Source organism: Streptomyces sp. NPDC002513 (genome assembly GCF_053595355.1).
Genome location: NZ_JBSFXK010000074.1, coordinates 866 through 14372, shown reverse-complemented (window position 1 = coordinate 14372; position 13507 = coordinate 866). Strand labels below are relative to the sequence as shown.

The following is a 13507-nucleotide window of genomic DNA, read 5'->3' as shown; positions in this document are numbered from 1 at the left end:
TTGACACCAAGTGACAGCAACGGCAGTGTTTGCCGCATGTCGAAGAAGCAGCGCTGGACCGCCGAGCAGATCCCGGACCAGGCCAAGCGGGTGTTTGTCGTCACCGGAGCCAACAGCGGCCTCGGCCTGGCGACCACCCGGGCACTCGCCCGCAAGGGCGGGCACGTGATCATGGCGGTACGCGACGAGGCCAAAGGCTACCTGGCCGCCGCACAGATCACCGCTGAGCAGCCTGGCGCCGCCCTTGAGGTGCGCCGCCTCGACCTGGCCGATCTCGATTCGGTCCGAGCATTCGCCGATCAGTTGCGCGCCGATCATCCGCGGCTGGACGTGCTCGTCAACAACGCCGGCGTGATGGCGCCGCCCCGCTCACTGAGCGCCCAGGGCCACGAGTTGCAGTTCGCCTGCAACCACCTCGGTCACTTCGCGCTCACCGGCCTGCTGATCGACCTGCTGATCGACGGCAACGACCCCCGCGTGGTCACGGTAAGTTCGACCAACCACCGGCAGGGGCGCCTCCACTTCGACGATCTTTCCGGCGAGCGCAAGTACTCGCCGATGGGGTTCTACAACCAGTCGAAGTTGGCCAACGCCGTCTTCGGACGGGAACTCCACCGGAGGCTGACCGCGGCCGGCAGCTCGGTACGCAGCATGCTCGCCCACCCCGGCTACACCTCCACCAACCTCCAGACAAGCGCGCCGGTCGGCATGGTGAAGGTGCTGTTCGGCCACATCCTTGCCCCACTCGCGCAGCCTCCGGAGCAGGGTGCACTGCCCCAGCTGTACGCGGCCACCGCCCCGGACGTGAAGGGCGGTGAATTCGTCGGGCCGGACGGCTTCGCCGAGCTGCGAGGCGGCCCGACGCAAGTGCAGTTGTCCACCGCGGCAGCCGATCCCCAGACCGGCCGGCATCTGTGGGAACTGTCGGAACAACTCACCGACGTGCGGTTCCTGTTGCCGGCCGCCTTCTGACCAAGAGGTCGCGCGGATGGGCGTGGGGTCATGGCCGGCGATTCGGGCGTTCGGCCCAGCGGTGGGTTGTCCACGCCTGTCGGATCAGGCTCCGCACGGTGATGATCGTGTCGGCGAGATCGAAGAAGGCGTCGATGACGATGGCCCGGCGCTCGTAGCAGCGGGCGAGGCGGTGGAAGGCGTTCTGCCAGGCGTGGGTGCGCTCCACGTGCCACCTCTGGCTTGCCTGGATGGGCGCCATCTCGCCCTTGTGTGCGATCCGGCCCCGCAGGCCACGCTCGTCGAGCAGGGCGCGAGTCTTGTCGGAGTCGTAGCCGGCGTCCAGGTGGACGGTGATGTCGTCGGGCAGCGGTCCGAGGTCGTCCAGGCGGTCCAGGGTCGGCGCGAGCAGCGGGGAGTCGTGTCGGTTGGCCCCGGCCAGGACGCGGCCCAGCGGAATGCCGTACCCGTCCGTCATGCCTGAGCGTTTCAGGCCCTGTTCGCCGCGGTCGACCGGTGAGCGACCGGCCACCTCGCCGCCTCCGGGTGCCTTGGTGATCGAGCCGTCGACGGCGACCTGGTCCACCTCACCGTCCCGCAGGGCCGACAGATGCGCCCGGAAGCCGCGCCGGGTGTCTCCGGCACCGACGACGTCGTCGTAGGCGCCGCAGGCACCGGCGGCGAGCACGGTCAGTCCGGTCGCCGGGTGGACCCGCCCGGCGGCGAGCGCGACGGCAACGGCCGACGCGGGCCCCGCGTACAGCTCGACGGTCCGCCCCGCGTGGTTCTTCCGCTCCCAGCGGCCGGGCCCGCCCGGTGCCAGGGCCCGCAGGGCGGCGGCGGTGGCGCGGGGGACGGCCGCGGCACGGGCGAACGAGACGGTCCTGCGGGAACGCATGAGCGTCCCGTCACCCTACGCGAGTCGGCCGGCGACGCTTGTCTAGCCGTCCGCCCGCGCCGTCGCCAGCAGTTCCTCCGCATGCGCCCGGGCCGTCTCCGAGTCTTCCTGGCCCGCCAGCATCCGGGACAGCTCGCGGACGCGCTCCTCGCCTTCGAGCACCTTCACGCCGGAGCGGGTCACCGACCCGTCGTTCGTCTTCTCCACCAGCAGTTGCCGGTCGGCGAACGCCGCCACCTGCGGCAGGTGGGTGACGACCACGACCTGCGCGGTCTTCGCGAGGCGGGCCAGGCGCCGCCCGATCTCGACCGCCGCCTTGCCGCCGACGCCCGCGTCGACCTCGTCGAAGAGGTAGGTGGGCACGGGGTCCGTCCCCGCGAACACGACCTCCACCGCGAGCATCACCCGCGACAGCTCACCGCCCGAGGCGCCCTTGGCGATGGGCCGCGGCGGCGCGCCCGGGTGGGGCGCGAGCAGCAGCTCGACCTCGTCGACACCCGACGGCCCGTACGCGACCGTACGCCCGCCGACCTCGACACCGTCCGGGTCGTCCGTCTGCCGCATCTCGAACGACACGCGTGCGTGCGGCATGGCGAGCGAGGCCAGCTCGGCGGTGACGGCGGCGGCGAACCGCTCGGCGGCCTCCGTCCGCGCGTCGGTCAACGCCTGGGCGAGCGCGCCCAGGCCGGTGCGCAGCGCGTCCCGCTCGGCGGTCAGCTCCTCGATCCGGTCGTCGTCGCCGTCGAGTTCGGTCAGCCGCGCGGCGCTCTTCCCGGCCCACGCGAGGACGGCGGCCACGTCCTCGCCGTACTTCCGGGTCAGCGCGGTCAGGGCGGCCCGCCGCTCCTCCACGGCCGCGAGCCGACGCGGATCGGCGTCCAGGTCGTCGGCGTATCCGGCCAGTTCCCCGGCCACATCGCCCAGCAGGATCCCGATCTCCCCGATCCGGTCGGCGAGCCCCGCCAGCGCCGGATCGTGCGACCGCACCGCCCCCAGGGCCCGGTGCGCGCCCGCGACCAGCGTGGCCGCGTCGACGCCCTCGGGGTCCTCGGGGTTGCCCGCCAGGGCCCCGTGCGCGGCGGTCGCCGCCGACGCGAGCGCCTCCGCGTGCCCGAGCCGCTCGGCCTCCTCGGCCAGCTCGACGTCCTCGCCCGCCCGTGGCTCCACGGCCGCGATCTCGTCGAGCCCGAAGCGCAGCATGTCGGCTTCCTGGGCCCGCTCACGGGCACGTGTGGTGATCTCGTCCAGCTCGGCGGAGACGGCCCGCAGCCGCCGGTAGGCCTCTCCGTACTTGGCGAGCGGCACGGCGACGGCGTCACCCGCGTACCGGTCGAGTGCCTGCCGCTGCCGGGACAGCTTCAGCAGGCCCTGCTGGTCGGTCTGCCCGTGCACGGCGATCAGTTCGTCGGCCAGCTCCGCCAGGACCCCGACGGGCACGGAGCGCCCGCCGAGATGTGCCCGCGAGCGTCCCTCGGCGGATACGGTACGGCTGATCAGCAGCGCCCCGTCGTCCAGCTCGGCCCCGGCCTCCTCGGCGCGTACGGCGGCCGAGGCGTCCCGGGGCAGGGCGATCCGCCCCTCGACGACCGCGTTCTTCGCGCCGATCCGTACGAGCGCCGGGTCCGCGCGCCCGCCGAGCAGCAGGCCGAGGCTGGTGACGACCATGGTCTTGCCCGCACCCGTCTCACCGGTCACGGCGGTGAAGCCGGGCGACAGCTCGACGACCGCGTCGTCGATGACTCCGAGCGACCGTATCCGCATCTCCTCCAACACGGAGAAGACCATACGAGGTCGGGCTGGGGATGTGCGAGCGGCCCTGTCACCCCGGAGAGGTACACCGCGGCCCCCGTACCCCAGCCCGCCAGGGCACTCCGTCAGTGCGGCGCCCCCCGCCACCCGGACACGGGCAGGGCGAACTTCGCCACGAGCCGGTCCGTGAACGAGGCATGATGCAGCCGGGCCAGCCGCACCGGCACCGCTCCCCGCCGCACCTCGACCCGCGCCCCCTGGGGCAGCTCCACCGTCCGCCGCCCGTCGCACCACAGCACCCCGTGCGGGGTGTCCGCCTGCACCTCCACGGCGAGCACGGAGTCCGGCGAGGTCACCAGCGGCTTGGCGAACAGGGCGTGGGCGCTGATCGGCACCATGAGCAGGGCCTCCACCTCGGGCCACACCACGGGCCCGCCCGCGGAGAAGGCGTACGCGGTCGATCCGGTCGGGGTGGCGCACACGATGCCGTCGCAGCCGAAACCGGTCACGGGCCGCCCGTCGATCTCCAGGACGACCTCCAGGAGCTTCTCGGCGGAGACCTTCTGCACGGCCGCCTCGTTGAGCGCCCAGTCGGTGTGCACGATGTCGCCGTTCTTGTGCACGACGACGTCGACGGTCATGCGCTCCTCGACCTCGTAGGCCCTCATCACCACCCGGTCGACGACCCGGTCGAGGTCGTCGCGCTCGGCCTCGGCGAGGAAGCCGACCCGGCCGAGGTTGACGCCGAGCATCGGCACCCCGGAGGCGCGGGCGAACTCGGCGCCGCGCAGCAGGGTTCCGTCACCGCCGAGCACGATGAGCAGCTCGCACCCGTCGAGGCTCTGCGGGGTGGCCTCCTTGACCAGCTCCACCTCGTCCGGCAGCGGCAGGTCCGCCGCCTCGGCCTCCAGGACCCGGACGCCGATCCCGGACCGCAGCAGTCCCTTGACCACCAGTTCGGCGCTGCGAACGGCCGCGGGCCGGCCGGTGTGGGCGAGCAGGAAAACAGTACGAGCTGAGTTCTGTGTCAACGCGGCCCCTCCGCCACTGCACGGTCAACGTCGGCCGGGTCCAGTGCGGGTGCCCCGGCTCGCAGCCACAGAAAATACTCGACGTTGCCCGAGGGCCCGGGCAGTGGACTGGCCGTCACGCCCTTCACGCCGAGCCCCAGTTCCGCGGCCCGCTCGGCCACCCCGCGCACGGCCTCGGCGCGCAGTTCGGGGCTGCGGACCACGCCGCCGCTGCCCAGCCGTTCCTTGCCCACCTCGAACTGCGGCTTGACCATCATCACCAGGTCGGCGTCCGGCTTCGTGCACCGCACCAGGGCGGGCAGCACCAGTCCGAGCGGGATGAAGGACAGATCTCCGACGACAAGATCCACAGGTTCCCCATCGATCGCTTCGAGCGTCAACTCCCGTACGTTCGTACGGTCCTTGACGATGACACGTTCATCGCGCTGGAGAGACCAGGCCAATTGTCCGTACCCGACATCGACGGCGACGACACGGGCGGCACCGGCGCGCAGCAGGACGTCGGTGAAGCCTCCGGTGGACGCGCCGGCGTCCAGCGCCCGCCGTCCCTCGACCGCGAGGCCCTGGGGCACGAAGACCTTGAGCGCGCCGGCCAGCTTGTGGCCGCCCCGGGACACGTACTCGGGATCGCTGTCGTCCTGCGTGACGACGATGGCGGCGGCGGTCTCCACCTGGGTGGCGGGCTTGGTCGCGACGGTCTTGCCGACGGTGACCCGGCCCGCGGCGATCAGCTGGCTCGCGTGCTCGCGCGAGCGCGCGAGCTTCCGGCGGACCAGCTCCGCGTCCAGACGGCGGCGTGCCACTCCTGCCACGTTCGGTTCAGCTCCTGTTCTCGTACGGTCATCTGACTGGTGCGACCCGAAGGGTCTCATTGAGGGGTGGCGGTCGGGTGACGGGTGGGGGCCTGGGGTCCCGGGCGGGCGTCGAGCGCGGTGAGCACGTCACGCAGCCCCTCATGCACATCCTCGTACACCTCGACATGGCCGTCCGTGGCGAGGTGGTCGGCATCGGCCAGCCGCTCCAGCCGGGCGTCGACGTCGGCGTTGCCGGTGGGGGTCCGGTCCACGCGCAGCGGGGCCGGGGCGGCCGGGTCGTGCTCGGGTTCGGGTTCGGCTGCGGGTTCCACCGTGGGTTCGGCCGTGCGTTCGGCCGCAGGCCCGGCCAGGGGTTCCGCCGCGGGGTCGGTCTGCGCTGCGGCCGTCCGCGCCGTCACCCCCGCCGCGCTCACAGAGTCGCTCATGCCCCGACGCTACCTCGTGACACTGAGGTACCGTCGCTCACGATGGCGACCATTGAGGAGTGCCGCAGGGCACTGGAAAAGTTCTCGGACAACCTGGCGGGCTCCGACGGGGACGTGCGCGCTGCCGCGACCCTGGACCGCTCGCTCAGCTGCCGTATCACCGACCTGGACGTCACCTTCGTCGGCCGTCTCGAAGACGGCCGGATCCAGGTGCTCGACACGATCCAGGGACCGCCACCCGACAAGGCCCAGATCCGGCTGACGATGACCGGCGACGACCTGGTGGCGATGGTCGACGGCGAGCTGCACTTCGCGAAGGCGTGGGCCTCGGGCCGGGTGAAGCTGGAGGCGGCCCTGCTGGATCTGCTGCGCCTGCGGAAGCTCCTCTAGCCTCCGCTACGGCTTCGGGAGGCCGGGGAAGCCCCCTCTCGGCCGCCGCAGCGACCCAGACGGCCTCCCCGGCCGTCCCGGCGGCCCAGGCGGCTCCCCGGCGGCTCAGGAGGCCTCTTCGGCCGCGACGCGCAGGCGTGCCCTGCGTGCCGCGGGGACCACCAGCGGGGTGCCGGTCTCGGGGTCGTCGATGATCTGGCAGCGCAGCCCGAAGACCTTCTCGACCAGCTCCGCCGTGACGATGTCCTTCGGCGCGCCCTCGGCGACCACCTCGCCGTCGCGCAGGGCGACGAGATGGGTGGCGTACCGCGCCGCGTGGTTGAGGTCGTGCAGCACCGCGACCAGCGTCCGCCCCTGTTCCTCGTGCAGTTCGGCGCACAGGTCGAGCACGTCGATCTGGTGCTGGATGTCGAGATAGGTGGTCGGCTCGTCGAGCAGCAGCAGCGGGGTCTGCTGGGCGAGCGCCATGGCGATCCACACGCGCTGCCGCTGTCCTCCGGAGAGTTCGTCGACGTAGCGGTCGGCGAGTTCGGCGACCCCGGTCTGCGCCATCGACTCCTTGACGATCCGCTCGTCCTCGCCGGACCACTGGCGCAGGATCCCCTGGTGCGGATAGCGGCCGCGGCCCACCAGATCGCCGACGGTGATCCCGTCCGGCGCGATCGAGGACTGCGGCAGCAGGCCCAGCGTCCGTGCGACCTTCTTCGCCGGCATCGACTGGATGACCTGGCCGTCGAGCAGCACCCGTCCCTGGGACGGTCTGAGCATCCGGGACAGCGCCCGCAGCAGGGTGGACTTGCCGCAGGCGTTGGGCCCGACGATCACCGTGAAGGAGTTGTCGGGGATCTCCACGGACAACCGCTCGGCGATCACGCGCTTGTCGTAGGCGAGGGTGACGTCGTCGGCGCAGAGACGGCTCACGGTGCTCCTTGTGTCGTTCGTTTCCGGTCCGCCGAGGGTGCTCAGGGCACTCATACGCGGCCTGCCCGGCGCTCGGTGACCAGCAGCCACAGCAGATAGAGGCCGCCGAGGACACCGGTGACCACGCCCACGGGGAGCTGGTCGGCGCCGAAGACCCGCTGCGCGGCCCAGTCCGCGACGATCAGCAGGGTGGCGCCCATGACCATGGAGGCCACGAGGTTCGGCCCGGGCGAGGGGGCACCTCCGGCGCCCTTGCGGCGGCGGGGAAGGGTCAGCCGGCGGGCGAGCTGCGGCGCGGTGAGCGCCACGAATCCGACCGGGCCCGCGGCGGCGGTGGCTCCCGCGGTGAGCAGCACCGCGGACACCATCAGCAGCACCCGTACGCGCTCCACGCGCACCCCGAGGGCGTACGCGACGTCGTCGCCCATCTCCATCATCCGCAGCCCCCGCCACTGGCCCAGGACGATCGGTACGAGGACGGCGCACAGCGCGAGCAGGGGCCACACCTGGTCCCAGCCGCGCCCGTTCAGGGAACCGGTCATCCAGACGACCGCACGGGCCGCGTCGACGAGGTCGGCCTTGGTGAGCAGATAGCCGTTGACCGCCGTGACAATGGCACTGACGCCGATGCCGACCAGGACCAGCCGGTAGCCGTGCACGCCCTTCTTCCAGGCGAGCAGATAGAGGGCGAAGCCGGTGGCCAGTCCGCCGACGAGCGCGCCGACGGCGACCTGGGTGGCGCTTCCGGAGAACAGCACGATCACCACGAGCGCCCCGGCCGTCGAGCCCTGGCCGAGGCCGAGCACATCCGGACTGCCCAGCGGATTGCGGGAGATGGACTGGAACAGGGCGCCGCCGAGTCCCAGTGCGGCGCCGACCAGCAGGCCGACGAGCACCCGGGGCAGCCTGAGTTCGGTGACGATGAACTTCTGGCCCGGGTCGCCGCCCCCGAACAGCGTCCTGAGGACGTCGCCGGCCGGGATGGCGAAGTCACCGGTGCCGATCAGCAGGACGCTCGCGCCGAGCGCGACGGCCAGGAGCAGGACGACGACGGTGAACGCCCGGACGCCGAGGCGTACGGAGAGCCCGCCCGGGGTGCGCAGGGTACGGGTGTTCTTCACAGCTGTGCCGTCCTGCGTCGTCGTACGAGGAAGATGAAGACCGGGCCGCCGATGACCGCGGGGACGATGCCGACCTGGATCTCGGCGGGGCGGGCGACGATGCGGCCGATGACATCGGATCCGAGCAGCAGCACAGGCGACAGGACGGTCGCGTACGGCAGGATCCAGCGCAGGTCGGGGCCGGTGAAGGACCGTACGACGTGCGGGACCATCAGCCCGACGAACGCGATCGGACCGCAGGCGGCGGTCGCCGCGCCGCACAGCACGGTCGCGGCCGCCATGGACAGAGCACGGGTGCGGTTCAGGCTCGCGCCGAGGGCGCGGGCGGTGTCGTCGCCCATCGCCACGGCGTTCAGCGGCCGGGCGAGGGCCAGCGCGAGGACCGTGCCGGCCACGAAGAAGGGCAGGACCTGCCCAATGGTCGCGTCGGTGGCCGAGGCCAGCGAACCGACCGTCCAGAAGCGCATCGTGCCGAGCGCCGCGTCGTCCGTGATCATCACGGCCTGGAGATAGCCGTAGAGCGCCGCGCTGATCGCGGTCCCTGCGAGCGCGAGCCTGACCGGGGTGGCGCCCCGGATGCCGCCGAGGAACCACACCAGGGCCCCGACGACGGCCGCGCCGAGGAAGGCGAACCAGACGTAGCCGCTCAGACTCGTGACGCCGAAGTACGTGACGGCGGTGACGACCGCGGCGGACGCGCCCGCGTTGATGCCGAGCAGTCCCGGGTCGGCCAGCGGATTGCGGGTGAGCGCCTGGAGGACGGCGCCGGACAGGCCGAGGGCGGCGCCGGCGAGCAGCCCGAGCACCGTCCGCGACAACCGGTCGCCGACGACCACGTCGGCGTATGTTCCCGAGTCGTGGAACAGGCCGTGCCAGACCTGCTGCGGCGAGAGCCCCTTCGCCCCGATCGCGATGCTCGCCAGCGCGACGAGTGCCAGGATCACCAGTGAGAGCAGGAGCCCAACGGGCCGTATCGCCCGGCGGGTTGGGGGCGCGGGGGCGGTCTCCGCGCGCGGTTCGGGAGGACTGTCGACCAACACGAGGTTAGGTTAGCCTACCCTCGCTAGTCGAGGAGGCACGCTCCCGGCTCACAGCCCCAGTCGCGCCAGCGCCTTCCCCCCGTCCAGCTCGCACGCGCCCTCACCGGCCGCCGTCCAGGCCGCCGCGCACAGCGCCCGCAGCCCGTCCAGCACCTCGCCCTCGCCCGCGAGTTCCAGCCTCCCCCAGGCTCTCGACTCCGCTCGAGCAGGGGAGATCCCCATCTGCCCCGCCGTCGCCGTCCAGCCGCCGCAGCGGAAGCCGTCGCCCGCCGCCTCCACCTTCGGCTGGCCGGTCAGCAGGCCCCGCAGGTCCGCGTCGATATACGTCGGCCGGTGGTGCGCGGGAGCGGCCAGCAGCCGGCCGCCGTCGGTCACCCCCGTCAGCACGAGCAGCGAGTCGACCCCGCCGTTGAACGCGCCCTCGATGTCCGTGTCGAGCCGGTCCCCGACGACCAGCGGCCGCCGAGCACCGGTCCGCAGGATCGTCTCCCGGTGCATCGGCGGCAGCGGCTTGCCCGCCACCTGCGGTTCGGCACCGGTCGCGATCCGGACGACCTCCACGGCCGCCCCGTTCCCCGGTGCGATGCCGCGCGCGCTCGGAATCGTGAGATCGGTGTTGGACGCGAACCAGGGCACCCCGCCCGCAATGGCGTAACAGGCCTCGGCGAACCGCCCCCACGGCAGCTCGGGCCCCCCGTACCCCTGCGCCACGGCCACCGGTTCGTCGTCGGCCGACTCCACGGGCACGAGCCCGCGCTCCCGCAGCGCGACGCGCAGTCCCTCCCCGCCGACCACCAGCACCCGCGACCCGCCGGGCACCTGCTCACTGATGAGCCGGGCGACCGCCTGCGCCGAGGTGACGACGTCCGACGCCTGCGCCGGTATTCCCAGCTCGGTGAGGTGCGCGGCCACCGCGTCCGGCGTACGCAGCGCGTTGTTCGTCACGTACGCCAGATGCATGCCACCCGATCGTGCGGTCCCGAGCGACTCCACGGCGTGCGCTATCGCCTGCCCGCCCGCGTACACCACCCCGTCCAGGTCGAGCAGCGCCGTGTCATACGCCTCGCTCAGCGGGCGCGCACTGGCCTCGGGCCGCGTCCGGACGGTCTGGCTCATCGGGCATCGCTCCTCGTTCGCTCGTTTCCAGGATCATCCCGCACGGCACTGACACACTTACGATGCATCAATGAACACTGCGGGTCCCAGGGACGTACCAGCGGGCAAGGGCCTTGATCTGATCCCCTTCCGAGGCCTGCGCTACGACCCCGACCGCGTCGGCAGCCTCGCCGCGGTCACCTCCCCGCCGTACGACGTCGTCGTACGCCCGGACGGGCTGCTGCACCTGGAGTCCGCCGATCCGCACAACATCGTCCGACTGATCCTGCCCCAGGCGGCCACCCCGGCGGCACGCAACAAGCAGGCCGCCCACACCCTGCGCCGCTGGCTCGACGAGGGCGTCCTCAGAGCCGACGCCGAGCCCGGCCTGTACGTCTACGAGCAGCGCGGCAACGGTCTGCTCCAGCGCGGTGTCATCGGCGCGCTCCGCGTGTCGCATCCGTCGGACGGTGTGGTCCTCCCCCATGAGGACGTCATGCCGCATGTGATCGCCGACCGGGCGGCCCTGATGCGTGCGACCTCCGCCAACCTCGAACCCCTGCTGCTGACCTACCGGGGCAGCGGCACCGCGACCGGCGCGGGGGCCGTCATCGAACGCACCGCCGAACGTTCGCCGCTGCTGCGCACCACCACGGAGGACGGCTTCAGCCACCGTCTGTGGGCGGTCACCGATCCGGCCGAGGTCGCCGAGATCCAGTCGGAGCTGGCCCGGCACCAGGCCCTCATCGCCGACGGCCACCACCGCTGGGCGACCTATCTGCGTCTGCGCGCGGAGCACGCCTCACCCAGCCCCTGGGACTACGGTCTGGTCCTCCTGGTGGACACCGCCCGCTACCCCCTCCGGGTACGCGCGATCCACCGTCTCCTGCACCGCCTTCCGGTGGCCGACGCCCTGTCCGCCCTCACCGGCCGGTTCCGCGTCCGCGACCTCGACGTCCCCCTGGCCGAGGCCCTGGACGCGCTGGCCGACGCGGCCGGCCACGGCAACGCCTATCTGCTGGCGGGCGACGGTGCCTTCCATCTCGTGGACCGGCCGTCCCCGAGCCTGCTGGCCGATACGGTGCCCACGGACCCTCCGGAGGCCTGGCGCACCCTGGACGCGACCGTCCTGCACCAAACGCTCCTGGAACACGTCTGGCACATCCCCGAGGACTCGCCGGAGCACATCGCCTACATCCACGACACGGCCGCCACGGTCGAGAAGGCCGAACACATCGGCGGCACGGCCGTACTGATGCATCCGGTCCGCGAGGAAGTCGTACGCGAGCTGGCCCGCGCGGGCGTGACGATGCCCCGCAAGTCCACCTCGTTCGGTCCCAAGCCGGCGTCGGGGCTGGTCCTGCGGGCGCTGACCGCCTGAGGCACCCCGGCAACGCGACGGGGCGGGATCCCTCTCGGATCCCGCCCCGTCCGGTGCGCGAAGGTCAGCCCCGGTCGCCGGCCTCGCCCTCGGCACCCTTGGTGCCCTCGGCACCCTTGGTGCCCTCGGCGTCCTCGGTGTCATCCTCGGCGTCCTCGGCGTCCTCGGCGTCCTCGGCGTCCTCGGCGTCCTCGGTGTCATCCTCGGCGTCCGCGGCCGACGGCTCGGAGGAGAACCCGTCCCCGTCGTCCTCGTTCTTGTCCTCGTCGCCCGCGTGCTCGTCGAGCGCGTCGACGAACTCCACGCCGTCCAGCTCGGCGAGCCGGTCGGAGGCGTCCGTGCTGCCGTCCTTGTCGGACTCGACGGCCTTGGCGAACCACTCACGCGCCTCGCTCTCCCGCCCGGCGGCGAGGAGGGCGTCGGCGTAGGCGTACCGCAGCCGCGCGGTCCACGGCTGTACGGAGTTGGACGCCAGCTCCGGGCTCTGCAGCGTCACGATGGCGGCGTCGAGCTGTCCCATGTCCCGGCGCGCACCGGCGGCGACGAGCCGCATCTCGACCTGACCGGCCTTGTCGAGCTTGTGCACCTCGGGCGCACCGGCCATCTCCAGCGCCTTCTCGGGCCGGCCGAGGCCGCGCTCGCAGTCGGCCATGACGGGCCACAGATCGACGTTCCCGGTCATCCGCCGGGCCGCCCGGAACTCGGCGAGCGCCTCGCCGTACTTCTGGTTGGCGTACGCGGCGAAGCCGGCGGCCTCACGCACGGCGGCGACACGCGACGCGAGCCGCAGCGCCACCTTCGAGTACGCGTACGCGCCCTCGGGGTCCTCGTCGATGAGCCTGGCCACCATCACCAGGTTCCTGGCGACGTCGTCCGCGAGCGTCTTGGGCAGGCTCTGGAGCTCCTGCCGTACGTCCTTGTCGATCTCGTCGCCCGTGACGTCCTCGGGGATCGGCAGCCGCTTGATCGGCTCCCGGTCACGATCCCGCTCGTCACGGAACCGGCCGCCGCCGCGACGGTCGTCATGCCGGTCATCACGGCCTCGGAAGCCGCCCGGACGGCCACCGCGGTCATCGCGACGGGGGCCGCGCGCACCACGGTCGTCACGCCCGCGAAATCCCCCGCGGTCGTCACGACGGTCATCGCGCCTGTCATCGCGGCGCTCGTCACGCCGGAAACCGCCACGGTCGCCACGGTCCCCGCCACGGCGGTCCTCACCACCGCGGTCGTCACGCCGGGGGTAGCCGCCCCGGTCGTCGCGCCGGTCGTCTCGCCGGTCGTCACGGCGGTCATCGCGGCGGAAGCCACCACGGTCGCCACGGTCCTCGCCGCGACGGTCGTCACGGCGGTCGTCACGACGGCCGAAGCCACCGCGCTGATCGTCACGGCGGAACCCGGGGCGACCCTCATCACGACGGTCATCACGACGGAACCCGGGGCGACCCTCATCACGACGGTCATCACGACGGAACCCGGGGCGACCCTCATCACGACGCTCGTCACGACGGAACCCACCGCGACCCTCATCACGACGCTCGTCACGACGGAACCCGGGGCGACCCTCATCACGACGCTCGTCACGACGGAACCCACCGCGACCCTCATCACGACGCTCGTCACGACGGAACCCACCGCGACCCTCATCACGACGCTCGTCACGACGGAACCCGGGGCGACCCTCATCACGACG

At 72.4% G+C, this 13507-nt stretch carries 13 protein-coding genes and 1 pseudogene; 4 read left to right on the top strand and 10 right to left on the bottom strand.

The annotated features are described in order from the left end of the window. The first annotated feature begins 36 nt into the window (after positions 1 to 36). Entirely contained in the window at positions 37 to 972 is a 936-nt protein-coding gene (locus ACWD5Q_RS31325) for an oxidoreductase (RefSeq protein WP_451430452.1), read from the top strand. Positions 973 to 1000: 28 nt separating this feature from the next. On the opposite strand, the gene ACWD5Q_RS31320 is transcribed toward ACWD5Q_RS31325, so the two are convergent. The 5 genes from ACWD5Q_RS31320 to ACWD5Q_RS31300 all read right to left on the bottom strand — a co-directional run bounded on the left by ACWD5Q_RS31320 (position 1001) and on the right by ACWD5Q_RS31300 (position 5869). Beyond that, positions 1001 to 1849, bottom strand: a complete 849-nt coding sequence (locus ACWD5Q_RS31320) for a transposase (protein ID WP_451430451.1) — start codon at positions 1847 to 1849, stop codon at positions 1001 to 1003. A 42-nt stretch (positions 1850 to 1891) separates the two neighbouring features. Next, a complete protein-coding gene (recN, locus tag ACWD5Q_RS31315) occupies positions 1892 to 3634 on the bottom strand; it encodes a DNA repair protein RecN (RefSeq protein ID WP_451430450.1) in 1743 nt (580 codons plus the stop codon). A gap of 89 nt (positions 3635 to 3723) precedes the next feature. After that, positions 3724 to 4629: an NAD kinase gene (locus ACWD5Q_RS31310; protein WP_451430449.1), complete on the bottom strand. Its 906-nt coding sequence runs from the start codon at positions 4627 to 4629 to the stop codon at positions 3724 to 3726. Further along, complete coding sequence (locus ACWD5Q_RS31305) at positions 4626 to 5441, bottom strand: TlyA family RNA methyltransferase (RefSeq protein WP_451430448.1); 816 nt, start codon at positions 5439 to 5441, stop codon at positions 4626 to 4628. The genes ACWD5Q_RS31310 and ACWD5Q_RS31305 overlap by 4 nt, the downstream gene beginning before the upstream one ends. A gap of 56 nt (positions 5442 to 5497) precedes the next feature. Beyond that, positions 5498 to 5869 (bottom strand): hypothetical protein, encoded by a 372-nt coding sequence (locus ACWD5Q_RS31300; protein WP_451430447.1) that lies wholly within the window; start codon positions 5867 to 5869, stop codon positions 5498 to 5500. 42 nt (positions 5870 to 5911) lie between these two features. Between ACWD5Q_RS31300 and ACWD5Q_RS31295 the strand changes: the two genes are divergently transcribed. Then, the gene (locus ACWD5Q_RS31295) at positions 5912 to 6259 is read left to right on the top strand and encodes an alkyl sulfatase C-terminal domain-containing protein (protein WP_451430446.1); all 348 of its coding nucleotides are present in this window, start codon (positions 5912 to 5914) and stop codon (positions 6257 to 6259) included. A 105-nt stretch (positions 6260 to 6364) separates the two neighbouring features. Here ACWD5Q_RS31295 and ACWD5Q_RS31290 read toward each other — a convergent pair whose 3' ends face one another. From ACWD5Q_RS31290 to ACWD5Q_RS31275, 4 genes are read right to left on the bottom strand one after another with little or no spacing between them, the layout of a single operon-like run. Beyond that, positions 6365 to 7234: an ABC transporter ATP-binding protein gene (locus ACWD5Q_RS31290; protein ID WP_451430445.1), complete on the bottom strand. Its 870-nt coding sequence runs from the start codon at positions 7232 to 7234 to the stop codon at positions 6365 to 6367. Next, positions 7231 to 8301 (bottom strand): FecCD family ABC transporter permease, encoded by a 1071-nt coding sequence (locus ACWD5Q_RS31285; RefSeq protein WP_451430444.1) that lies wholly within the window; start codon positions 8299 to 8301, stop codon positions 7231 to 7233. Before ACWD5Q_RS31285 ends, ACWD5Q_RS31290 begins: the two co-directional genes overlap by 4 nt. Next, on the bottom strand, positions 8298 to 9341 hold the full coding sequence (locus ACWD5Q_RS31280; RefSeq protein ID WP_451430443.1) for a FecCD family ABC transporter permease: 1044 nt from the start codon (positions 9339 to 9341) through the stop codon (positions 8298 to 8300). The genes ACWD5Q_RS31285 and ACWD5Q_RS31280 overlap by 4 nt, the downstream gene beginning before the upstream one ends. Before the next feature lie 48 nt (positions 9342 to 9389). Next, entirely contained in the window at positions 9390 to 10457 is a 1068-nt protein-coding gene (locus tag ACWD5Q_RS31275; protein WP_451430442.1) for an HAD hydrolase-like protein, read from the bottom strand. A 70-nt stretch (positions 10458 to 10527) separates the two neighbouring features. Between ACWD5Q_RS31275 and ACWD5Q_RS31270 the strand changes: the two genes are divergently transcribed. Then, positions 10528 to 11817, top strand: coding sequence for a DUF1015 domain-containing protein (locus ACWD5Q_RS31270; RefSeq protein ID WP_451430441.1), 1290 nt, complete (start codon positions 10528 to 10530; stop codon positions 11815 to 11817). Positions 11818 to 11881: 64 nt separating this feature from the next. Here the strand turns inward: ACWD5Q_RS31270 and ACWD5Q_RS31265 are convergent, their stop codons facing one another. Continuing rightward, entirely contained in the window at positions 11882 to 12775 is an 894-nt protein-coding gene (locus ACWD5Q_RS31265; RefSeq protein WP_451430470.1) for a hypothetical protein, read from the bottom strand. 66 nt (positions 12776 to 12841) lie between these two features. On the opposite strand from ACWD5Q_RS31265, the pseudogene ACWD5Q_RS31260 reads away from it, so the two are divergent. After that, positions 12842 to 13507, top strand: a pseudogene (locus tag ACWD5Q_RS31260) (hypothetical protein); the annotation flags it as partial.